This window comes from Allobosea sp. GW821-FHT03A12 (assembly GCF_058986765.1).
The window spans coordinates 14,564-36,329 of the sequence record NZ_JBYSVZ010000011.1; the positions used below are offsets into that span (position 1 = coordinate 14,564).

At 67.8% G+C, this 21,766-nt stretch carries 23 protein-coding genes; 13 read left to right on the forward strand and 10 right to left on the reverse strand.

Translation table 11 applies throughout. The features are described 5' to 3' along the window. From AC3WLC_RS30050 to AC3WLC_RS30080, 7 genes are all read left to right on the forward strand, one after another. Complete coding sequence (locus AC3WLC_RS30050) at positions 1 to 1,566, forward strand: hydantoinase B/oxoprolinase family protein (protein WP_493687571.1); 1,566 nt, start codon at positions 1 to 3, stop codon at positions 1,564 to 1,566. Between the two features lie 89 nt (positions 1,567 to 1,655). Continuing rightward, positions 1,656 to 2,798, forward strand: coding sequence for an ABC transporter substrate-binding protein (locus AC3WLC_RS30055; RefSeq protein WP_493687572.1), 1,143 nt, complete (start codon positions 1,656 to 1,658; stop codon positions 2,796 to 2,798). After that, positions 2,795 to 3,541 (forward strand): ABC transporter ATP-binding protein, encoded by a 747-nt coding sequence (locus AC3WLC_RS30060; RefSeq protein WP_493687573.1) that lies wholly within the window; start codon positions 2,795 to 2,797, stop codon positions 3,539 to 3,541. The genes AC3WLC_RS30055 and AC3WLC_RS30060 overlap by 4 nt, the downstream gene beginning before the upstream one ends. Next, positions 3,510 to 4,475 (forward strand): branched-chain amino acid ABC transporter permease, encoded by a 966-nt coding sequence (locus AC3WLC_RS30065; RefSeq protein WP_493687574.1) that lies wholly within the window; start codon positions 3,510 to 3,512, stop codon positions 4,473 to 4,475. Before AC3WLC_RS30060 ends, AC3WLC_RS30065 begins: the two co-directional genes overlap by 32 nt. Further along, on the forward strand, positions 4,472 to 5,260 hold the full coding sequence (locus AC3WLC_RS30070; RefSeq protein WP_493687575.1) for an ABC transporter ATP-binding protein: 789 nt from the start codon (positions 4,472 to 4,474) through the stop codon (positions 5,258 to 5,260). The genes AC3WLC_RS30065 and AC3WLC_RS30070 overlap by 4 nt, the downstream gene beginning before the upstream one ends. Next, entirely contained in the window at positions 5,253 to 6,131 is an 879-nt protein-coding gene (locus AC3WLC_RS30075; protein WP_493687576.1) for a branched-chain amino acid ABC transporter permease, read from the forward strand. The genes AC3WLC_RS30070 and AC3WLC_RS30075 overlap by 8 nt, the downstream gene beginning before the upstream one ends. 29 nt (positions 6,132 to 6,160) lie before the next feature. Then, positions 6,161 to 6,493: a cupin domain-containing protein gene (locus AC3WLC_RS30080; protein WP_493687577.1), complete on the forward strand. Its 333-nt coding sequence runs from the start codon at positions 6,161 to 6,163 to the stop codon at positions 6,491 to 6,493. Positions 6,494 to 6,539: 46 nt separating this feature from the next. Here the strand turns inward: AC3WLC_RS30080 and AC3WLC_RS30085 are convergent, their stop codons facing one another. Then, positions 6,540 to 6,995, reverse strand: a complete 456-nt coding sequence (locus AC3WLC_RS30085) for an NAD(P)-dependent oxidoreductase (RefSeq protein WP_493687578.1) — start codon at positions 6,993 to 6,995, stop codon at positions 6,540 to 6,542. Between the two features lie 61 nt (positions 6,996 to 7,056). On the opposite strand from AC3WLC_RS30085, the gene AC3WLC_RS30090 reads away from it, so the two are divergent. Then, positions 7,057 to 7,605 carry a hypothetical protein gene (locus tag AC3WLC_RS30090; RefSeq protein ID WP_493687579.1) on the forward strand — a complete coding sequence of 183 codons (549 nt, stop codon included), beginning with the start codon at positions 7,057 to 7,059 and terminating at the stop codon, positions 7,603 to 7,605. Here AC3WLC_RS30090 and AC3WLC_RS30095 read toward each other — a convergent pair whose 3' ends face one another. From AC3WLC_RS30095 to kynU, 4 genes are all read right to left on the reverse strand, one after another. Continuing rightward, positions 7,606 to 8,649, reverse strand: a complete 1,044-nt coding sequence (locus AC3WLC_RS30095; protein WP_493687580.1) for an amino acid ABC transporter permease — start codon at positions 8,647 to 8,649, stop codon at positions 7,606 to 7,608. It abuts the gene before it with no gap. Then, on the reverse strand, positions 8,646 to 9,821 hold the full coding sequence (locus tag AC3WLC_RS30100) for an amino acid ABC transporter permease (protein ID WP_493687581.1): 1,176 nt from the start codon (positions 9,819 to 9,821) through the stop codon (positions 8,646 to 8,648). The genes AC3WLC_RS30095 and AC3WLC_RS30100 overlap by 4 nt, the downstream gene beginning before the upstream one ends. A 1-nt stretch (position 9,822) precedes the next feature. Next, positions 9,823 to 10,854 (reverse strand): amino acid ABC transporter substrate-binding protein, encoded by a 1,032-nt coding sequence (locus tag AC3WLC_RS30105; protein ID WP_493687582.1) that lies wholly within the window; start codon positions 10,852 to 10,854, stop codon positions 9,823 to 9,825. Positions 10,855 to 10,966: 112 nt separating this feature from the next. Beyond that, positions 10,967 to 12,229, reverse strand: a complete 1,263-nt coding sequence (kynU, locus tag AC3WLC_RS30110; RefSeq protein ID WP_493687583.1) for a kynureninase — start codon at positions 12,227 to 12,229, stop codon at positions 10,967 to 10,969. A 145-nt stretch (positions 12,230 to 12,374) separates the two neighbouring features. Here kynU and AC3WLC_RS30115 point away from each other — a divergent pair, with 145 nt between their 5' ends. The 3 genes from AC3WLC_RS30115 (at position 12,375) to AC3WLC_RS30125 (ending at position 15,779) form a co-directional block, all read left to right on the forward strand. Then, positions 12,375 to 13,121, forward strand: coding sequence for a GntR family transcriptional regulator (locus AC3WLC_RS30115; RefSeq protein WP_493687584.1), 747 nt, complete (start codon positions 12,375 to 12,377; stop codon positions 13,119 to 13,121). A gap of 61 nt (positions 13,122 to 13,182) precedes the next feature. Then, positions 13,183 to 14,874: an amidohydrolase gene (locus AC3WLC_RS30120; RefSeq protein WP_493687585.1), complete on the forward strand. Its 1,692-nt coding sequence runs from the start codon at positions 13,183 to 13,185 to the stop codon at positions 14,872 to 14,874. Between the two features lie 11 nt (positions 14,875 to 14,885). Further along, positions 14,886 to 15,779 (forward strand): alpha/beta hydrolase, encoded by an 894-nt coding sequence (locus AC3WLC_RS30125; protein ID WP_493687586.1) that lies wholly within the window; start codon positions 14,886 to 14,888, stop codon positions 15,777 to 15,779. 69 nt (positions 15,780 to 15,848) lie between these two features. Here AC3WLC_RS30125 and AC3WLC_RS30130 read toward each other — a convergent pair whose 3' ends face one another. The 5 genes from AC3WLC_RS30130 to AC3WLC_RS30150 all read right to left on the reverse strand — a co-directional run bounded on the left by AC3WLC_RS30130 (position 15,849) and on the right by AC3WLC_RS30150 (position 20,185). Beyond that, positions 15,849 to 16,778, reverse strand: a complete 930-nt coding sequence (locus AC3WLC_RS30130; protein ID WP_493687587.1) for a dihydrodipicolinate synthase family protein — start codon at positions 16,776 to 16,778, stop codon at positions 15,849 to 15,851. 27 nt (positions 16,779 to 16,805) lie between these two features. Further along, positions 16,806 to 17,174 (reverse strand): cupin domain-containing protein, encoded by a 369-nt coding sequence (locus tag AC3WLC_RS30135; protein WP_493687588.1) that lies wholly within the window; start codon positions 17,172 to 17,174, stop codon positions 16,806 to 16,808. Positions 17,175 to 17,182: 8 nt separating this feature from the next. Then, positions 17,183 to 17,968, reverse strand: coding sequence for an SDR family oxidoreductase (locus AC3WLC_RS30140; RefSeq protein ID WP_493687589.1), 786 nt, complete (start codon positions 17,966 to 17,968; stop codon positions 17,183 to 17,185). 12 nt (positions 17,969 to 17,980) lie between these two features. Then, the gene (locus tag AC3WLC_RS30145; protein ID WP_493687590.1) at positions 17,981 to 19,135 is read right to left on the reverse strand and encodes a mandelate racemase/muconate lactonizing enzyme family protein; all 1,155 of its coding nucleotides are present in this window, start codon (positions 19,133 to 19,135) and stop codon (positions 17,981 to 17,983) included. Between the two features lie 81 nt (positions 19,136 to 19,216). Then, the gene (locus AC3WLC_RS30150) at positions 19,217 to 20,185 is read right to left on the reverse strand and encodes a LysR family transcriptional regulator (RefSeq protein WP_493687591.1); all 969 of its coding nucleotides are present in this window, start codon (positions 20,183 to 20,185) and stop codon (positions 19,217 to 19,219) included. A gap of 137 nt (positions 20,186 to 20,322) precedes the next feature. On the opposite strand from AC3WLC_RS30150, the gene AC3WLC_RS30155 reads away from it, so the two are divergent. Further along, on the forward strand, positions 20,323 to 21,300 hold the full coding sequence (locus tag AC3WLC_RS30155) for a tripartite tricarboxylate transporter substrate binding protein (RefSeq protein ID WP_493687592.1): 978 nt from the start codon (positions 20,323 to 20,325) through the stop codon (positions 21,298 to 21,300). Next, positions 21,297 to 21,764 (forward strand): tripartite tricarboxylate transporter TctB family protein, encoded by a 468-nt coding sequence (locus tag AC3WLC_RS30160; RefSeq protein WP_493687593.1) that lies wholly within the window; start codon positions 21,297 to 21,299, stop codon positions 21,762 to 21,764. The genes AC3WLC_RS30155 and AC3WLC_RS30160 overlap by 4 nt, the downstream gene beginning before the upstream one ends. Positions 21,765 to 21,766: the final 2 nt, after the last annotated feature.

Consider the following 21,766-nt stretch of genomic DNA (forward strand, 5'->3'; position numbering starts at 1 on the left):
ATGGCAAGGTCACATCCGATGGATGGCGTCGAGCTCGAAATCCTCTGGTCGAACCTGATCGGCATCGTCACCGAGCGGGCCAAGGCGCTGCAGCGCATCGCCTTCAGCCCGATCGTGCGCGAGGCCGGCGACCTCGCCTGCGCCCTGTTCGACCAGCGCGGGCGCATGGTGGTGCAGGCCAATACCGGCACGCCCGGCCACATCAACTCGCTCGCCTTCGCCGGCGCCCATCTGGTTCGCCTGTTCAAGGATCGCTGCGAGCCCGGCGACGTGCTGATCACCAACGATCCCTGGCTCTCGGCCGGGCACTTCTTCGACATCACCATCCTGACGCCGATCTTCGATGGAGAAAAGCTGCTCGCCTATATCGGCTCGACCATCCACCACACCGATATCGGCGGCTACGGCATCGGCGCCGGCGCCCGCGACGTGCATGAGGAAGGCCTCTGGATCCCGCCGCTCAAGCTCTATGAGCGCGGCAAGCCGAGCCAGATGCTGCACGACATCATCCGCCACAATGTCCGGACCCCGGATGCCGTCTTCGGCGATCTCTCGGCGCAGGTCTCTTCCGGCGAGGCCGCGGCCGAGCATCTCGTTACCCTGTGCGAGCGCTACGGCATCGCCGACATCGAGACCCTGTCGGACGAGATCATCAGCCGCTCCGAGGAGGCGACGCGTAACGCCATCCGCAAGCTGAAGCCGGGCACCTATCACGGCGAGGCCGTCTTCGACGTGCCGGGCGGCGAGGTCATCACGCTTAAGACGGCCGTCACGGTCGACACCGAGACCGGCTCGATCATCGTCGACTTCGATGGCTCATCGCCGCAGACGACGACCGGCATCAACGTCGTCCTGAACTATACCCACGCCTATTCGACCTTCGCGATCCGCTCCTGCCTCAATCCGGAGCTGCCGAACAACACCGGCTCGCTGGCGCCGATCGAGGTCCGGGCGCCGGTCGGCTCGATCGTCAACTGCGCCTACCCTGCCCCTGTCAATGCGCGCCATGTCGTCGGCATGTATGTGCCGATGCCGATCCTCAAGGCATTGCACCAGGTGATGCCTGAGCGCGTGCTGGCGGAAGGATCCGGCGCGGTCTGGACCATCCAGATCCAGGGCCGGCGCGCCAATGGCGAGGCCTTCACCTCGTCGATGTTCAACTATTCCGGCGGGATGGGCGCCCGCGCCGGCAAGCCCGGTCCCAGCGCCACCTGCTATCCGACCGGCGTCGCGGCCGTGCCGATCGAGATCCTCGAAGCGGCGATGCCGATCGTGTTCGACCGCAAGGAATTGCGGCCGGGCTCGGGCGGCAAGGGCCGGATGCAGGGCGGCGACGGCCAGATCATCCAGTTCCATATGCTGACCGAGCATCCCTGGCTGCTGAATGCCGTGCCGAGCCGGCTCGATCGCGGTCCCGACGGCATCGATGGCGGCCTCGCCGGCGCGCCCGGCCGCTTCCTCGTCAACGGCAAGTCCGTCAGCGAGGCCAGGAAGCTGACCATGCAGGCCGGCGACGTCGTGCTGCTGGAGACGCCGGGTGGCGGAGGCTACGGCAAGCCGACCTGACCGAAACCACCACCAGACTGAAAGCCAAGAATAAGGCGGGACCTCGGAGCGAGGCTACCAGCCGGGAACGAGCGAAACAGGGAGGATAGATGATGAAGCAGAGCCTATTGGCGGCAGGCCTTGCCGCGAGCCTCGCACTGGCCGGCGCGCTGCCGGCCAGCGCCCAGGAACCCTACAAGATCGGCGTCTCCGCCGGCCTGACCGGCTACGCCGCGACCGTCGACCGCGCCTGGCGCGACGGCGTCGAGCTCGCCGCCGCCGCGCTCAACGCCAAGGGCGGCGTGATGGGCCGCAAGATCCAGGTCGTCGTCGAGGACAACCGCTCGGAGCCGCAGGAGGCGGTGACCGTCTACCGGAAGATGCTGAGCTCGGACAAGGTCGACGTCTTCGTCAGCGGCTGCGTCTCGGCCGGCAATTTCGCGGCAGCGGGCCTGCTGGTGCGCGCCAAGGTGCCGATGATGCTGTGCTCGATCCTGCCGACGCAGGCCGAGCATCTGGTCTGGGCCTTCAGCACGCTGCCGCCGGCCGGCTTCGAGGTCGACAAGCGGCTGGAATACCTCAAGGAGAAGACCCAGATCCGCAAGATCGCGGTGCTGCACGACCCGACGCCCTACGCCAACCTCCAAAAGAGCGTGGCCGAGCGCAACGCCGCCAAATTCGGCCTCGAGGTCGTCTCGGTCGACCAGTACAAGCAGGACGACGCCGATCTCAGCGTCCAGATCAGCAAGGCGCGCTCGGCCGGCGCCGGGGCGATCCTGAAGATCGGGCTCGGCGGCACCACCTTGACCGCCGCCAAGAACATCAAGCAGCTCGGCGCCGATATGCTGCTGCTGACCAGCCTGGAGGACCTCGCCGTGTTCGGCCCGGTCGCCGAGGTGCTGGGCGACAAGTTCTTCTTCGTCGCCTCGCCCTCGCAGGTCTACGAGGCGCTGCCCGAGGGGCCGCTCAAGGCCAGCATCAAGAGCTTCCTCGATCCCTGGCGCGAGAAATTCAAGGACCGTGACCCCAACTGGGCCTCGCGCGGCTGGGACGGCGTCATGCTGACGGCCGCCGCGATCGAGAAGGCGAAGTCCTTCGAGGGCGAGAAGGTCCGCGCCGCCTATGAGGAGCTGAGCGGCTTCCAGGGCACGACCGGCATCTACCACTTCAAGCCCGAGCTGCATCAGGGCATCACCGAGAACCCGTTCGTGCTCGCCACGATCGAAGGCGGCAAGGTCAAGGTGGTGCAATGAGCCTCGCCGCCGCGGCCGCGCCCCGGGCGGGCACTGCCCCGCCCATTCTGACCGCGACCGCCCTCTCGGCGCGCTACGGCCATATCCAAGCGTTGCATGGGGTCGATCTGCGCATCGGCGAAGGCGAGCTCGTCGCCGTGCTCGGCCCCAACGGGGCCGGCAAGTCGACGCTGCTGCGCGCGATCATGGGGCTCTCGGCCAATGGCGGCGAGGTCCGCTTCCGCGGCGAAGCGCTGCCGCGGAACGACGCGGTCGCGGTCGCGGCGCGCGGCATCGTGCTGGTGCCGGAGGGGCGCGGCCTGTTCGCCCCGATGAGCGTCGCCGACAATCTCGAACTCGGCGCCTATCGCCTGCGCGACAAGGCCGAGTTCGCCCGCCGGCGCGAGCGCGTCCTGACGCTGTTTCCGCGCCTGAAGGAACGGCTTGGCCAGGCCGCCGGCTCGATGTCGGGCGGCGAGCAGCAGATGCTGGCGCTGGGCCGCGCGCTGATGGCCGGACCGAAGCTCCTGCTGCTGGACGAGCCCTCGCTCGGCCTTGCGCCACGCGTCACCGGGGAGATCCTGGAGACGCTCGGCCTCCTCAACCGCGAAGGCCTGTCGATCGTGCTGGTCGAGCAGAAGGCGCCGCTGGCGCTGGAACTCGCCAACCGCGTCTACCTGCTTTCGCTCGGGCGCATCGTCGCTGAACTCGATCCTGATGACATCACCTCCCATGACGACCTCGCCCAGCATTACTTCGCCTGACCGGCGCCGGTTCGGGCTGGTCGGCCTGCTGCCCTGGCTCTTCGCCGCGGTCGTGGTCGGCTATGCCATGGTCGTCGGCGGCTACGCGGCGACCGTCGTCTCCTTCGCCCTGATCTACGCGGTCTTCGTCACCGGCCTGAACCTGTTTATGGGCTTTGCCGCCCAGGTCTCCTTCGGCCAGAACGCCTTTGCCGCGATCGGCGGTTACCTGTCGGCGGTGCTGACCGCCAGCCATGGCTGGCCGCCGGTGCCCGCCATGCTGCTGGGCATCGTGGCCGCCGTGCTGGTCGCCGCGATCGTCGGCTTTCCCACGCTCAGGCTGAAGGGCCACTACCTCGCCATGGGCACGCTTGCCATTGGCCTGATCACCTATGAGATCACGGTCGAATGGCAGTCGGTGACGCAGGGCTATATGGGCATCTCCGGCATCCCGCCCTTCGGCATCGGCCCCTATGAGGTCACCTCCGACCGCGGCCAGCTCATCCTGCTGTCGCTGGTCGTCGCGGCCTGCGCCTTCGCCGCCGCGCGAATCCGGCGCTCGCGTTTCGGACGGGCGCTCTCGGCGGTCGCGGGCAGCGAGGAAGCGGCGACCGCGCTCGGCATCGAGGTCGCCCGCTACAAGCTCCTTGCCTTTCTGCTGTCGGCGGGATTTGCGGCGCTCGCCGGCTCGCTCTTCGTCCACGTCGTAGGCTTCGTCAGCCCCGAGGTCTTCGGACTGCACATGGTCATCGTCACCTTCACCATGCTCTATGTCGGCGGGATCGGGACGGTGGCCGGCCCGCTGGTCGGTGCGCTGATCGTCAGCCTGCTGCCCGAGACCTTCCGCGCCTTCAAGGACTATCAGGACCTGGCTTATGGCGCGGTGCTGATCGTGCTGCTGATCTATGCCCCGCGCGGCCTCGCCAGCCTGTTTTCCCCGCGAGGCCGCTCATGACCCGGCTCAAACTGGAAGGCGTGACGCGCCGCTTCGGCGGGCTCGTGGCGGTCGACGACGTCTCCTTCGAGGTGCCGGCCGAGGGCGTCACCGCCGTGATCGGCCCCAACGGCGCCGGCAAGACTACGCTGTTCAACCTGATCTCCGGTTTCCTGGCGCCGAGCGCCGGCCGCATCCTGTTCGAGGGCAAGGACATCACCGGCCGCCCGCCGGCCGAGATCGCCGCCGGCGGGCTCGTCAGGACCTTCCAGCTCGTCAAGCTGTTCGAGGATTTGAGCGTGCTCGACAACGTCAAGGTCGGCTGCCACCTGCAGGGCAAGGCCGGGCTGTTCTCGGCGCTGCTGCGGCCGGCATCCGCGCGCCGCGAGGAGCAGGCGGTCGAGGCGCGCTCGCGCGAGCTCCTCGCCTTCGCCGGGCTGGCGGCGCTGGCGGACGAACCCGCCTCGGCCCTGCCCTATGGCCGCCAGCGCATGCTGGAGCTGGCGCGCGCCATGGCCGCAGGCCCGCGGCTCATCCTGCTCGACGAACCGGCCGCCGGCCTCAACACCGAGGAATCGGCGGCGTTGTCGCGGATCATCCGCCGCATCGCCGAGGACGGCACCAGCGTGTTGCTGATCGAGCACGACATGACGCTGGTGATGAACACCGCCGACCGCGTCGTCGTCGTCGATTTCGGCCGCAAGATCGCGCAGGGCACTCCGGCCGAGGTCCGCGCCGACCCCGCCGTGATCGCGGCCTATCTCGGCACTGGCAAGCCGGCCACGCAGGAGGCGCCGCATGGCTGACTGGTCCTACATTCCCCAGGTCCTGGTCAGCGGGCTCGGCATCGGCTGCGTCTACGGGCTGATCGGCATCGGCTTCTGCGTGATCTACAACGCCAGCGGCATCGTGAACTTCGCCCAGGGGGCGTTCGTGATGCTGGGCGGCATGATCACCCATGTGCTGTTCGCGCGGCACGGCGTGCCCCTGCCTTTGGCGGCGCTGGTCGCGATCGCGGCGGTGGCGGCGCTCGGCGTCGCGATCGAGCGTGTCGTCGTCAGGCCGCTGTGGAACCGCAAGGCGAAGATGTTCGTCATGATCCTGGCGACGCTCGCCGCCCAGATCGTGGTCGAGCGTCTGACCCTGATCGCGGTTGGCGACCAGCCCAAGACGCTGCCTGTCTTCACTGACCGGCCGCCGCTGATGATCGGCCCGGTCGCGATCGGCTATCAGTTGATCTGGATCGTCGGCGGATCGCTCGCGATTGTCGCCGCGCTCGCCGCCTTCTTCGGGCTGACCCGGATCGGCAAGGCAATGCGCGCCTGCTCGATCAACCGCGAGGCGGCGGCACTGCAGGGCATCCCGGTTTCACGCATGCTGGCGCTGGCCTTCGCACTGAGCGCGGCGCTGGGTGCGATCGCCGGCATCCTGATCACACCGACGCAGTACACTGCCTTCAATGTCGGCGTCCCCTTCGCGATCAGCGGCTTCATCGCCGCGATCGTCGGCGGCTTCGGGCGGCCCTTTGGCGCCTTTCTCGGCGGCCTGCTGCTCGGCCTGCTGCAGGCCCTCGCCATCGTCGGTTTCGGCGCCGGGCTGAAGAACGTCGCGGCGCTGTCGGTGCTGCTGCTGTTCCTGTTCATCCGCCCGTCGGGGATCCTCGGCGCCGCCAAATGACGAACCAAGTGACGATCGGAGCCGCTGCCATGGACATTCACAAGATCGACTGGAGCCAGATTCCGTGGACGCCGGTTCGTCCCGGCGTCGACCGCAAGGCGTTCTCAGGCTCGGCGGCGACGCTGGCGCTGCACCGGCTGATGCCGGGCCACGAGCCCAAGCCGCACAGCCATCCCCATGAGCAGATCGCCTATATCGTCAGCGGCACGATCCGCTTCTTCATCGGCGGGCAGGAGCACCTGATCGGGCCCGGCGGCCTCGTGGTGATCCCGTCGAATGTCGAGCATTGGGGCGAGGTCGTCGGCGACGAGCCGGTGATCAATCTCGACGTCTTCACCCCGCGCCGGCCCGAATACGCCTGAGCCGCCCCGTCGGCGTACCGGCAACAGCCGGCCAAGACGCCCCGTTTCACGCCGGGTTCAACAGCCGCTCCAGCGATCGGACGACGCTCTCGCCCATGGCGTGCCGGGTCTCGATGGTCGCGCCGCCGAGATGCGGGGCCAGCACGACGTTGTCCAGCTCCCGCAAGGCCGGCGGGACGTTCGGCTCGTCGGCGAAGACGTCGAGACCGGCGCTGCCAAGCCGCCCCGACGCCAGCGCTTCGACGAGGGCCAGCTCGTCGACAATCTCGCCGCGCGCGATGTTGACCAGCGTCGCGTCGGGCCCAAGGGCCGCGATGACGCTGCGATCGACCAGTCCACGATTGGCCGGCCCGCCCGGGCAGGCGACGATCTCGAGCGCCGGCAGCCTGGCGAGCAAGGCGCGATCCAGCCGCGCCTTGCCCGTCGTGGCGATGCCGCGGATGCGGGCGCCATGCGCGGAGACAAGCGCCTCGATCTCGTCGGGGCTCCCTGGTCCAAGCACGTGGAAGCGCTCCGCCAGCGCCGCGATGGTCGCCGCGGGTACCACGGCCGAAAGAACGAGGATGGTGACGGCTGCATCAGGCCTTGGCGATCCAAGCTTCCGCGAGCTGCCAGGCGCCGCCGGAATCGAGCACGATGTTCTGCAGCTCCTTGCGCGCCACATGGCGGGCCTCGCGGAAGAACAGCCAGGAATAGTAGTCGTTCTTGTTGAGCGCGGTCTGGAGCTCCTTGTCGATGGCCTTGCGCTTGGCCTACTCGGTCTCCTCGCGGCCCTGGTCGACCAGGCGGAAGACCTCCTCGTCCTTGATCCCGGACCAGTTCCGCGCCGCTGCGCGCCCGAAGAACGGGCCGAAGACCTGCACGTCGAATTTCAGCAGCCCTATGTCAGGCCGGGCGACATCATCATTGCCGACGATGACGGGGCGATCTGCGTCCCCATCGTCTATGCCGAGAGGCTGCTCGAGGCCGGCAGCCATCATGCCGAATGGGAGGACTTCTCGCGCCTCATGCTGTCGAAGGGCGGCGATCTCCGGCGCTACTATCCGCTCGCTCAGGATGCCGAAGCCGAAAACCTGGCATGGAAGGCTCAGCAACCGCGATCGGAGCGTTGATCAGGCGCCGGGTTGCGAACGCTTCTCCAGCGCCCGGCTGTAATGCGAGATGAAGGAACAGAACGCGACATAGAGCAGCGCGACGAAGAGATAGCCTTCGAGCGAAAAACTGCGCCATTGCGGATCGCCGAGCGCTTGCTTCGTCGCCAGCAGGAGATCGGTCAGGCCGACGATGCCGACCAGCGACGTGTCCTTGAACAGTCCGATGCACAGATTGGCGATCGCGGGAATGGCAAGGCGCAGCGCCTGCGGCACGACGATCAGCAGCGATGTCTGCCAGTAGCCGAGCCCCAGCGCCTTGGCCGCCTGCTCCTGCCCGGCCGGGACGGCCTGCAGGCCGCCGCGAATGGCCTCGGCGAGATAGGCCGCGCTGAACAGCGTGATTGCGATGAGCGCGCGCAGCAGCGCGTCGACCTGCAGCTTCCCGGGCAGGAAGAGCGGGATCATGAACGACGCCATGAACAGCACGCTGACCAGCGGCACGCCGCGCACCATCTCGATGAAGACGACGCAGATGCCCCTGATGACGCCAAGCTCCGAGCGCCGGCCGAGCGCCAGCCCGATCGCGATCGGGAAGGCGCCGATGATGCCGCCGACGGCGAGGAAGACCGTCAGCGGCAGCCCGCCCCAAAGGTCGGTCGGCACATGGCTGAGGCCGAGCACCCCGCCGCGCATCAGCACGATCACGGCGAGGATTCCCGCCAGCGCACCGGCGACGACGCTGCGCCAGCCGAAGCGCAGCGAGCAGCCCGCCAGCACCAAGGCGATGGTCAGCAGCAAGGCCATGAGAGGCCGCCATTGCTCCTCGAACGGATAGCGGCCGAACAGGACAAGCCGGAGCTTCTCGTGGATGAAGGCCCAGCAGGCGCCGCCCGCCGCGCGGCAGGTGGCGGGAGAGGCCGCCGACCAGGTCGCATCGATCACGGCCCAGCGCAGCAGCCCGGGCAGCCAGGCGGCGAACAGGGCGAGCATCACGACGGTCAGGAGCGTGTTGCCGACGCTGCCGAACAGGCGCGCCCGCAGGGAGAGTGCCGAGGCGTTCATGACGCACCCTTCAGCGCGACGCGGGCATTGTACCAGTTCATGAAAGCCGAGATCGCAAGGCTCAGCGCCAGGTACACGCACATCAGGATGGCGATCACCTCGACCGCCTGGCCGGTCTGGTTGATGATCGTGTTCCCGATCGACATCAGGTCGGGATAGCCGATCGCAATGGCGAGCGAGGTGTTCTTGGCCAGGTTGAGATATTGGCTGGCGAGCGGCGGCACCGCGACCTTCATCGCCTGCGGGATCACCACGAGGCGCAAGCTCTGCCCACGGCTCAAGCCGAGCGCGGCGGCGGCCTCGAGCTGACCGCGGCCGACCGAGAGGATGCCGGCGCGCAGGATCTCGCCGATGAAGGCGGCATTGTAGAGCGACAGCCCGATCAGCAGCGCCGTCAGCTCCGGCGTGATCATCCCGCCGCCGGAGAAGCCGAAGCGGGTCGGCCGCGGCACGTCGAAGGAGGCCGTCACGGTGCGCTCCAGCGCCACGGCGACGATCGGCAGCAGGAGCAGCAGCAGTCCGGGCCAGAGCGTCGCCGGCATACCGGTCTGCTCGGCCTTGCGGCGAGCCCAGAAGCCGTGGCCGGCGAAGGCGAGGACGCCGACGAGCACCGCCGCCAGCAGCGGCCCTCCCCCGTGCTGCAGCACCGGGAAATGCAAGCCGCTCTTGGCGAGATAGACGCCGGGGAGAAGCTGCGGCGCGGCCGAGGCCGCCGGCAGCATCTGGGTCAGGACCGCGTACCAGAGATAGAGCTGCAGCAGCAGCGGCGTATTGCGGACAAGCTCGACATAGAGCCGGGCCAGCGGGCTGACCAGCGGGTTGCGCGACAGGCTGGCGATGCCGACGACGAAGCCGGCGAGCGTCGACAGCACGATGCCGAGCGAGGCGACCACGAGCGTGTTGAGCAGACCGACCAGCAGCGCCCGGCCGAAGCTCGCGCTCGGGCTCCAGGCGATGAAGCTCTGGCCGATCTCGAAGCCGGCAGCCTGCCACAGAAAGCCGAAGCCCGTACGGATCGAGCGCGCCTCGAGATTGCCGACGAGGTTCGTGGTGAGGAAGGCGACCGTGCCGACGAGCACCGCCAGTACGATCACCTGCGTCGCCAGGGCGCGGAAGCTCGGATCGTGCCAGCCCCTCGCCGATCTCACCGGCGAGACCGCAACAGCGCTCATCTCAGCGGACGGGCATGGCGTACATCAGCCCGCCCTTCGTCCACAGCGCATTGGAATTGCGCTCCATCCGCAGCGGCGTCTTGGGGCCGACATTGCGCTCGAAGATCTCGCCATAATTGCCGACGCGCTTGATCGCGCGATAGGCCCAGCCCGGATCGAGCCCGAGCCTCTGGCCCATATCGCCGGCCGTGCCGAGCAGACGCTTGATCTCGGGGTTGGCGCTGTCCTTCATCTGCTCGACATTGGCGGCGGTGATGCCCTTTTCCTCAGCCTCGACCAGCGCCATCAGCACCCATTTGACGGCGGTATACCAATCGAGGTCGTTGCGGGCGACGACCGGGCCGAGCGGCTCCTTCGAGATCATCTCGGGCAGGATCTGCCATTCGTCGGGGTTCGGTGCGTCCGAGGCCCGGACCGAGGAGAGATAGGACATGTCGGCGGAGAAGGCCTGGCAGCGGCCGCTGAAGAAGGCGGCGCGCGCCTCGTTCTGGGCCTCGAACACCACCGGCTTGAAGGTCTTGCCGTTGGCGCGGAAATAGTCGGCGAGGTTGAGCTCGCTGGTCGTGCCGGTGGCGGTGCAGATGCTGGCGCCGTCCAGTTCCAGCGCGCTCTTCAGGCCGAGCGATTTCGGCACCAGGAAGCCCTGGCCGTCATAGAAATAGACGCCGGCATAGATGAGGCCGAGCGAGGCGTCGCGCGTCAGCGTCCAGGTCGCGACGGTGGTGAGCATGTCGATCTCGCCCGATTGCAGGGCGGTGAAGCGCTGCTGGGGGCTGAGCGGGACGAATTTCTCCTTCGCCGCCTCCCCCAGCACTGCCGCCGATACAGCGCGGCAGAAATCCGTCGTCAGCCCGGTCCAGCGGCCCGAGCTGTCGGCGATCGAGAAGCCGCCGATGCCGGTGCTGACACCGCAGACGACCTCGCCGCGCTTGCGGACGGCGTCGAGCGTCGGCCCGGCCTTGGCAGGCGCGGCAAAGCATGCGGCGAGCGCCAGCGCGGTGGCGGCCAATCCCGACTTGAATGGAATCCTCATGAGTTCCTCCCCTGGAACGCCCGTTCGACGCTGCAAGGCGTCGCGGACTTGTCTCGTCCCGACCGGCGCAGCGTCAGGCTCCCGGCCGGCCGCGCTCTTGCCGCCGGCGCCGTCAGGTGACGGCGCGGCGCTTCGTGAAGCGCTCGTCGCGCCAGATCCCCGAGGTCATCACATCGTTGAAGGCCTCCGCCGCGGCCTGGACGTCGGCATAGCCGAGATAGGCGGGGGCGAAACCGAAGCGCATCATGTCCGGCGCCCGGAAGTCGCCGACCATGCCGCGCGCGATCAGCGCCTGGACCACGGCAAAGCCATGCTCATAGGTGATCGAGACCTGGCTGCCGCGCGCGGCATGATCGCGCGGTGTGACGATGCTCGCGCCCTGCGCCCGGCAGACCGGCTCGACGAGGTCGATGAACAGATCGGTCAAGGCGAGGCTCTTGGCCCGGAGCGCGCTCATCTCGACATCCTCTATCGCCGCCAGCCCGGCATCGACGACGCGCATCGACAGGATCGGCTGCGTGCCGCAGAGCAGGCGCTGGATGCCGCCGGCGGGCCGATAGCCGCGCTCGAAGGCGAAGGGCGCGGCGTGCCCCCACCATCCGGAGAGCGGCTGCGACAGGGCCTCGTGGTGCCGCGCGGCCGCGTAGATGAAGGCCGGCGCGCCCGGGCCGCAGTTCAGATATTTGTAGGTGCAGCCGATTGCGAGATCGGCGCCCGCACCGTCGAGATCGACCGGCACGACGCCGGCGCTGTGGCAGAGATCCCAGACCGCGATCGCGCCCTTGGCGTGGATCAGCCGGTTGAGCGCCGCCATGTCGCGCAATTCGCCGGTCTTGTAGTCGACATGGTTGACCAGTACGACCGCCGTGCGCTCGTCGATCAGATCCTCGATCCTGGCGGCGTCGACGCCCTCGAGCTTCAGCTCAACGCCGGGCAGCCCGGCCGCGACGCCCTCGGCGACATAGAGATCGGTCGGGAAGCTGCCGCCCTCGGCGACGATCACGGTGCGGCCGGGCCGCAGCGCGAGCGCGGCGTGCAGCGCCTTGTAGACGTTCACCGAGACGGAATCGCAGACCACCGTCTGGCCGGGACCGGCACCGATCAGCCGGCCGAGGCGATCGCCGAGCGTGCCGACCAGCGCGAACCAGCCGGCATCGTTCCAGCTCCGCACCAGCCCTTCCGCCCATTCCCGGCGCAGCGCGATCTCCATGTCGCCGAACGCGGCGACCGGCGCCGGGCCGAGCGAATTGCCGGCGAGGTAGATCGTGCCTTCCGGCAGATGGAAGCGCGCCCGCAGATGCCGCAGGGGATCGGCCGCGTCGCGGCGCGCGCCTTCCAAGCTGCCGCTCGCACTATCCAGCGATGCCAAGCTCATCCCGCCTCCGCCCATGGTTCTTATGGCCGCCCTGCGGCTCGTCGGGCGGGATGATTCCGGCGATTATCGAAGGTGTCAATAGATATATATAATTTTGCCTCTGGCCTCAGATTATATATATTGAAGCGAGCCGCATGAGGATCCCATGGACGAAGCCGACGTCGCCACGAAGAGCGAGTTCGCCTACCGAACCCTGCGCCAGGACATTCTGGAGACCCGGCTGCGCCCCGGCGCGCCACTGAAGCTCGGCGCCATGCGCGAGGCCTATGGCATCGGCTGGACGCCATTGCGCGAGGCGCTCTCCCGCCTCGAAGCCGAGCGGCTGGTCATCCTCAGCGCCAACAAGGGCTATGCGGTCGCACCGGTCTCGCTGGAGGAGCTCAGCGACCTGACCCGGGCGAGGCGCCTGGTCGAATTGCCGATGCTGGCGGAATCGATCACCCGGGGCGACGAAGGCTGGGAGACGGCGCTCGTCGCCGCCCATTATCGGCTGTCGCGCTGCACGCCGCCGGTGGAAAACCCGGAGGAGCTCGCCCTGACCGATTGGGAAGAGCGGCACGAAGCCTTCCACACCGCTTTGCTCGCCGCCAGCACTTCGCCCTGGCTGATGCGGTTCTATGTCCAGATCAAGGACCAGCTACGACGCCACCATCGTGTGCTCTCGATCGCGCCGGCCCTGTCGCATGCGCGCTCCGGCGCAAGATGGCAGGACAGCCCGGGTTTCGCCGCGCTGCGCGATGCGCTGGCGCTCGAACCGCATACCGCCCTGATGAACGCTGCGCTGGATCGCGATGCCGACCGCGCCGTCAGGCTGCTGGACGAGCATATCGAGTTCACCCGGAAGGTCTTCCTCGCCACTGATCTCGACACGGTGTCCGGCAGGACGGCCTGACCCCCTCACCTTCCTAAACCGTCTGCCACGGCACCTGCGCGCCAGCCCGACGAGGACAGCCATGCCTTCCACTTTTTCCAGCGCCCCCGCCTCGCTCGCGCTGATCAACGGCCGGATCCTCGGCGAGCACGGGATCTGCGAGGCGCTGGCGATCGCCGGAAACCGCATCGCCGCGCTTGGCAGCTCGGCGGAGATCGCCGCTCGTACGCCTGCCGCGACCGAGATCGTCGATCTCGCCGGCCGGACCGTCATCCCCGGGCTGGTCGACGGCCATGCCCATCTCGACCGCGAGGGCCTCAAGAGCGTGCTGCCCTCGCTCGCCGATTGCCGCTCGATCGAGGACATCGTCGCGCGCATCGCTGCCATCGCCCGGCAGAAGAAGCCCGGCGAATGGATCATCACCATGCCGATCGGCATTCCGCCGAGCTATGAGGACGTGCTGGCGGGGATCGCCGAGCACCGCTTCCCGGATCGCCACGACCTCGACCGCGCCGCCCCCGACAATCCCGTCTATATCCGCTCGATCTGGGGCTACTGGCGCTCCAGCCTGCCGCTGGTCTCGATCGCCAACAGCCGGGCCTTGCGGCTGGCCGGAATCGATGCCGCAACGGTGCCGCCGGCCCCCTCGATCGAAATCTGCCGCGATGCCGATGGCGAGCCGAACGGCATCTTCGTCGAGACCAACAAGATGCCGGTGGTCGAGCACAGCCTGATGCGCCGGGCGCCGCATTTCTCCGCCAGCGAGCGGGCCGGCGCGCTCGCCGCCTCGATGACGCTCTACAACCGTGCCGGCACCACCAGCGTGTTCGAGGGCCACGGCATCGCCGCCGAGGTGTTGGACGCCTATCGGCAGGTGCGCAGCGAAGGGCGCCAGAGCGTGCGGGCGTCGATGATCTTCAGCCCGGCCTGGCCCTCGACCTCGGCGGAGGATTGCCGGGGCCTGCTCAAGTCCTGGGGACACTGGCTCGCCGGCAAGGGGCTCGGCGACGCCTGGCTCGGCATGGCCGGCGTCTATGGCGAGATCGACGATTCCGTCGAGCGCGCGCTGCGCAGCAGGGCCTTTCCACAGACGGGCTGGGCTGGCTTCCACTACAATTCGTCGCTGCCGCGCGAGGCCCTCAAGGAGGTGCTGGTCGAGGCCGCGCGCAACGGCATCCGCGCAGTCGGCATCCTGCCCAACATGCTCGATCTCTTCGCCGAGGTGGACAGGATCGCCCCGATCGCGGGCCATCGCTGGGTGCTCGGCCACATCGTCAGCCTGACGCCGGACCAGGTGAAGCAGGTCGCCGGCCTCGGTCTTGCGGTCACCACCCACCTGACCGCCTATATCTACAAGCGCGGCAGCGAGCTGGTCGACAAGCTCGGACGCGAGCGGGCCGGCGAGATCGTGCCGCTGCGCTCGCTGCGTGAAGCCGGTGTTCCGATCTCGTTCGGCAGCGACAACGCGCCGCTCAGCCTGTTCCAGTCGATCGCACTCGCGGTGAACCGGCGCGATCGGATGGGCGCGGTGATCTCGCCCGAGCAGGCGCTGACGCGCGAAGAAGCTCTGGAATGCGCCACGCTCGGCGGGGCGAAGCTCACCTTCGAGGATGGCGAGAAGGGCAGCATCGCCATCGGCAAGCTCGCCGACCTCGCCGTGCTCTCGGCCGACCCGCTGCGATGCGCCCCGGACGAGCTCACCCGGATCGAGTCCGAACTCACCATCGTCGACGGCCGGATCGTCTATCGGGCGGAAGCCGGGAGCGGGCGATGACGGAGCCCGCCATGACCGGACCGGCAGCACCCGTCTATCTCGACTACGACCAGGCGCGGCTCGACCTGAACTACAACCAGGCGGCCTGGGCGCCCAATGCCGAGGAGATCATCGCCTGGTATCGCGACGCCAGCCTCGAAGCCCATCGCAAGCTCGCCTGCCGCCATCTCGCCTATGGCGAGGGGCCGGCCGAGCGCATCGACCTGTTCCCGGCTGCTTCGCCGGGCGCGCCCCTCGTCGTCTATGTCCATGGCGGCGCCTGGCGCATGCTCGACCGCCTGGACAGCGCCTTCGCGGCGGAAGCCTTCGTCGGTGCCGGCCTGAACTTCGCGGTGCTCGATTTCGCCAGCATTCCCGCCACCCGGCTGCCCGAGATGGTGATGCAGGTCCAGCGGGGCATTCACTGGCTCGTCGACCATGCCGACGAGCTCGGCTTCGATGCCCACCGTCTGTTCGTGATCGGCCATTCCTCGGGCGCCCATCTCGCTGCGGCAGCGCTCACGGCGGACACGCCGCATCGGATCGAGGCGGGCATGGTGGCCGGCGCCCTTCTTGCCAGCGGCGCCTACGACCTCGAAGGCCCGATGCTCAGCGCGCGTGGGAAATATCTCGACCTGACGGCAGCAGAGATCGAGATCTTCAGCCCCATTCGCCATGTCGGGAGCTTGGATTGCCCCGTTCTCGTCGCTTATGGCGAAGCCGAGACCGACGAGTACCGGCGCCATGCAAGGACGTTCCACGAAACCCTGCAGGCAGCCGGAAAGACGAGCACCTTGCTGCTTGCCGAAGGTCAGAACCATTTCGAGGTCAGCCACCAACTCGCGGTACGCGATAGCGTGCTCTTCGACGAACTGAGCAAGGCCATGCCGGCCCTCCTCAACTTGTCATCCCGTGAAGGGCGCTAGCTGCTGAGTCCGCCTTGACGCCGAGCAGCCCTCCTTTGCTTGCAGGCTTTGGAACGACTCCGGGGCGGATCAACCTTTCGCGCGGCTGTCGGTTCGCGCCAGGCGCCCGAGCAGATAGTCGACCTCGGCCTTCGCCGCGGCGGTCAGGCCGGGACCCGGCTTGCGCTGGGCGTCGCTGGCGAGGATGCCGCGCTTCATCATCACATATTTGCGCACGGCGAGGCCGACGCCCTGCTGCTGCTCATAGCGCAGCAGCGGCAGATGCGCGTCGAAGATGTCGTGGGCGTCGTCGCGGCGGCCGGCCTTGCTGGCCTTGACCACGTCGATCAGCAGCTCCGGGAAGGCATAGCCGGTGTTGGCACCGTCGGCGCTGCGCTCCATCTCGAAATCGAGGAAGAGCCCGCCATTGCCGGTCAGGATCGCGACGCGGCGCAGCGTCCCCTCCGCCTCGAACCTGCGCAGGGTCGAGATCTTCTCCAGCCCCGGCCAGTCCTCGTGCTTCAGCATCACGCAGGACGGGTTGTCCTGGATGATCTTGCGGATCACCGCCGGGGTCATCACCACCGACAGCGTCAGCGGATAATCCTGGATGACGAAGGGGATGTCGCTGCCGATCGCCTCGACGGCCTGGGCGTAATAGCCGGTGATCTGGTCGTCGGTGCGCAGATTCGTCGGCGGGGCGATCATCACGCCGCCGGCGCCCAGCTCCATCACCTGCCGCGCCAGCGAGCGCATCGCCGCGAAGCCCGGGGCGGAAACGCCGACGATGATCGGCTTGCCGCCCATCTTGGCGACCGCACGCTTGACCAGGCCGATCGATTCCTCCGGCTCGAGCTTGGGCGCCTCGCCCATGATGCCGAGCACGGTGACGCCGTCGGAGCCGATGCCGTGATAGAACTCGAACAGCCGGTCGGCCGAGGTCCAGTCGACGCTGCCGTCCGGATTGAACGGCGTCGGCGCGATCGGGAACACGCCGGAGGCTTCGGGGGTCAAAGGCATGGCTGGTCTCTCGTCCTGTTCAGTCATTCAGTCGAAGCGGAGCGCGGACGGGCCGACCCAGCCGGGCATCTGGTCGGCTCGCGCCGGAGCGAAGATCTCGTAATAGATGCAGCCTTCCGGGCCGGTCCCGATCGCGCAATGGCGCGAGCCCGCCGGGAAGAACACCATGTCGCCGGCTTTGGCCTCGACGATCCTGTCGTCGATCATCAGGCGACAGATTCCTGCGACCATGACGAGGATCTGCTCGTTGTCGTGCCAGTGCGGCCTGCCGTCGAACACGGCATCCGCAGCGGTCGTGATCAGCACCGCGGAGATCTTCTCGCCCGATATGGCGCGGCGCTCCGAGCCCGGACGCATCCCCGGCGCCCTGGGCAGCGTGTCCCAATCGATCAGCATGATGTCCCTCAGATGCTCGCAACGAGGCCGCCGTCGACGCGGATGACGGTGCCGGTGACATAGGAAGCGCGGACGCTGGCGAGGAAGGCCACGACATCGGCATATTCCTGCGGGTCGCCATAGCGCCCGAGCGGGATCGAGGCCGTGCTGGCGGCCGCCACCTCGTCGACGCTGCGCCCCTCGCGCTTGGCCTTTTGCTCGTCGAGGAAGGTGATGCGCTGCGTCGCGACCCGGCCGGGCAGGACGATGTTGACGGTGACCCCGTCACGCCCGACCTCGCCGGCCAGCGTCTTCGACCAGCCGAGCAGCGACATGCGCAAGGCATTGGAGAGGCCGAGATTGGGGATCGGCGCGACGACGCCGGACGAGGTCGAGGTGATGATCCGCCCCCAGCCGCAGGCCCGCATGCCGGGAAGCACCGCATCAGTGATCGCGATGACTGAGAGCACCATGCTGTCGAAGTACCTGCGCCAGAGCGCTTCGCTCTGCCCCATCGCCGGAGAGGGTGGCGGCCCGCCGGTCAGGTTGACGAGGATGTCGACCGGACCCAAGGCCGCCTCGATGGCGGCGAGGCGATCAGGAATGATCGAGAGATCCGCCAGGTCCCAGGCCAGGGCGCTGGCCTTCCGTCCGCTCGCAGCGATCGCATCCGCCGTCGCGCCCGCCGCGGCGGCGTCTATGTCCGCGACCGCGACGCGCACGCCTTCCGCCGCCAGCGTGCGGGCGATCGCGCTGCCGAGCCCGCCGCCCCCGCCCAGGACGAGCGCGACCTTGCCTTCGAGACCAAGATCCATGATCCGCCCCGCTCAGCCGCGCACGCGATAGCTGTCGATGATGCCGTCCTTCGGCTCCAGGCCGAAGCCGGGCGCCTGGCTGACGGTCAGCCAGCCGTCCAGTGGCTGCGGCACCTCCGCGAACAGGGCGTTGTAGGTCATCCACTTGTGGAAGTGGTATTCGACCAGCCCGCCATTCGACAGGCCGGCATGCAGCGCAATGTTGTGCGGGCCGTTGCCGTTGCCATGGCTGAGCGGGATGTTGAAAGCCTTGGCCAGGGCAGCGATGCGGATGGCGGCCGAGAGCCCGCCATCGTTGTTGATGTTGGGCTGGATGAAGTCGACCGCCCCGGCCTGCAGCAGCTGCAGCGCGGTGAACTTCTCGTTCTCGGCCGCCGCGACTGAAATCGTCGTCTGCTTGCGCAGATGCGCCAGGGCGGCGGGGTCGTTGTAGTAGATCGGCTCCTCGATGAAGGCGATGTCGAGCTCCTCGCAGAGCTTGCACAGCTTCACCGCCTCCGAGATCGACATGCGCAGATTGCCGTCCATCGAGAGCTGGATCTCGGGGCCGATCGCCTCGCGCATCGCCTTCATGCGGCGATAGTCGTCCTTGGGGTCGGGGATCGCCTGGCGACCGACCGTGTTCTTCACATGGTTGTTGCCGAGCTTGACGAGATGGGCGGCCTCGGCGGCGAGCTCCTCGGCGCTGTAGACCGGAGCGCCATCATAGGCGGCGCCATGGGTGACGTAGACCGGGACCTTGTCGCGCGCCCCGCCGAGCAGGACATGGACCGGCTTGCCGAGCGTCTTGCCCTTGATGTCCCACAGGGCGATGTCGATCATCGCCAGGGCCGAGACGAAGGCGCGCCCGAGCGGCCGCTCGTAGATGTGGCGGTCGAACAAGGTCGGGATCCGCTCCGTCCGGAAGGGGTCCTCGCCGACGATCCGCGGCGTGATGTACTTGTCGATCAGATCGGTCACGACCGGATGCGTGTAGCCGCTCGTCGCCCAGCCGACGACGCCGTCATTGGTCTCGATCCGCAGCAGCATCGCCCCTTCCTTCTTGGGCAGCTCGCGGAACGGCGGCGGCTGGATCGGGATGTTCTTGAGCTGGTGGATCTCGACCTTGGCGATGGTCTGGCGGCTCGACGCGACCTGCGTCTCGAACATGAATGTCTGGTTGAGCATCTGATAAAGGCCCTGCAGCTTGCGACTGGGTCGAGCTATAAGCAGGCGCCTTTTGATCGCATAATCGAATTATCGAAGCGATTATTCTGATTTTCTGATCGGCTTCGGGCGACGCGGGCCGGAGAGCTTCACCTTCCCCTCCCCGGCCGTCATCGCCTTGATCAGCTCGACCAGGCGCGTGGCGGCCGGCGAAAGCATGTGTCCACGCACGCGCACGATGCCGAAATGCTGGGTGATCCTCGGCTCGACGATCAGCATCTTCTGCACGCGGCTGGAGGTCGCCGTCCTGGCGGCCGATCCGGTCAGGATCGCTGCCCCGAGCCCGGCCTCGGCCAGGGCGGCCAGGGTCTGCCCCTGGATGCACTGATAGCGGCTCTTGAGCACGAGGCCCCTCTCCTTCGCCGCCTCTGCGACGAGCTGGGCCATGACCGTCGTCGCATGGAACTGGATGATCGGCAGCTCGGCGAGCTCGGCGAAGCCGATCTCGTCGCGGTCCTCCTTGATCAGGCTGCGCGGCACCAGCGCATGGATCGGCTCGACGATGATCGGCTCGAACTCGAAATCGCCGTCGCCGACCACCGGGCCGATGGCGAAATCGACATCGCCATTGCGCAGGCTCTGGAATAATTCGACCGATTTGAGCTCCTGCAGCACGATGCGGACGCCGCGATATTCCTTCTCGAAGGCGGCAAGAATCGGCGGCAGCCGCGTCGCCGCCAGCATGGGCGCGCAGGCGATCGCGACCCGGCCGCGGCGCATGTCCGCGACCTCGCGGATGTTGCGCAGGCCAAGCTCGATCTCGTTCACGGCCCGGCGCGCATTCTCCAGCAATTGCTGCCCTTCCACGGTCAGCTTCACCTTGCGGGTCGTGCGATGGAACAGGGCGACGCCGACCTGCTCCTCCAGCTGCTTGATCTGCGTGCTGACCGCCGATTGCGAGCGCGAGACCAGGTCGGCGGCCTCGCGGAAGCTGTTGTTCTCCGCGACCAGCAGGAAGGTCTGCAGCAGCTTGAGATTGACCCGGTTGGAGCCGAGGGCGCTGTCCGACATGGCGCTTCTGTTCTGAAAATTCAAATAATCATCCACATTAATGAATTTATTGAATGGCGCAAACCTCGCTAGGTTGCCGCCAAGCCGCCATGAGCGGCAATGGTTCTCGACCCATGAGACCAAGGGAGGGTTTCATCATGCCATCTTCGCGACGCATCGTGGCAAAAGGGCTGGCGGCTGCGCTGGGCGCCGGCGCCCTGATCGGCCTGCCGACAACAGTCCTCGGCCAGAGCGGCTACACGCCCAAGGGCGATGTCCAGATGGTGATCTCCTACGCGCCCGGCGGCGGCCTCGACCTGTTCGCCCGCAAGGTGATCGACATCATCCGCGAGGAGAAGCTCGCTCCCGTGGTGATCAAGCCGGAGAACCGCTCCGGCGGCTCGGGCGCCGTCGGCTGGGGCTGGGTCAAGGCCAATCGCAGCAACTCCAATGAGACGCTGACGCCGATCAACACCGCCTCGATCTTGACGCCGCTCCAGGTACCCGGCGCCACCGGCTGGAAGGATCTGCGCCCGCTCACCAATATCATGGCCGAGGACTATGTCGTCCTCGTCCGGGGCGACTCCAAGTTCAAGAGCTTCGCCGAGCTGGCTGCGGCGGCGAAGGCCTCGCCCCAGGCCGTCTCCTTCGCCGTCGGCGGAATCGGCGACACCATCGCCGCCCGCGTCGTCGCCAAGGCGATCGGCGCCGAGTTCAACCTCGTCACCTTCAGCGGCGGCGGCGAGACGACGACGGCCCTGCTCGGCGGCAATGTCGACGCCACCATCAGCAATCCCGGCGAATATCTCGGCCAGATCGGCAGCGGTGCGATCCGGGCGCTCGCGACCACCCGCCAGGCCCGCTACGAGGGCGAGCTTTCGGCGATCCCGACGCTGGCCGAGCTCGGCCACCGCAACGCCCTCGTCCAGAACTGGCGCGGCTTTGCCGGCCCCAAGGGCATGTCCGACGACGCAGCCAAGTACTGGCAGGCCATCTTCGACAAGGTCATCGCCTCCGACCAGATGAAGAAATACATCGCCGAGAACAACGCGGCCTTCGAGACCCATAGCGCCCAAGGCTATCTCGACTACATCGCCAAGCAGGAAGTCGTGTTCAGGGAGCTGATGGGCAAATGACCGCATTCAGGAACATCGCGCGGTCGCTGCACTCCGGCGAAGCGATCCTTCCGCTCGCGCTCGTCGTGCTGGGAGCCTACTGGATGGCCGAGGCGCTGCGCCTCGGCCTGTGGAACGGGGCCCGTCCCGATTCCGGGCTGATGCCCTTCATCTACGGCGCGCTGATGATCGTCTTCTCCGGCGCCGTGATCGTCTTCATCGGCCATGAGGGCCCTGCCGGCGAGGCCGAGCCGATCGGCAAGCCGGCCCTGCTGATCGGCCTGCTGATTCTCACGGTGCTCGGCTTTCCGCTGATCGGCGGCGTCGCCGCCCTCTTCCTGATGACGGCCGTGACCTATGTCGCGATCGAGCGCCTGCCCCTTCTCCGGTCGATCGCGATCTCGGCGGTGGTGACCGCCGTCTACTACGTCGTCTTCGACCGCTGGCTGTCCGTGACCCTGCCGCAAGGCCCCTGGGGATTCTGACG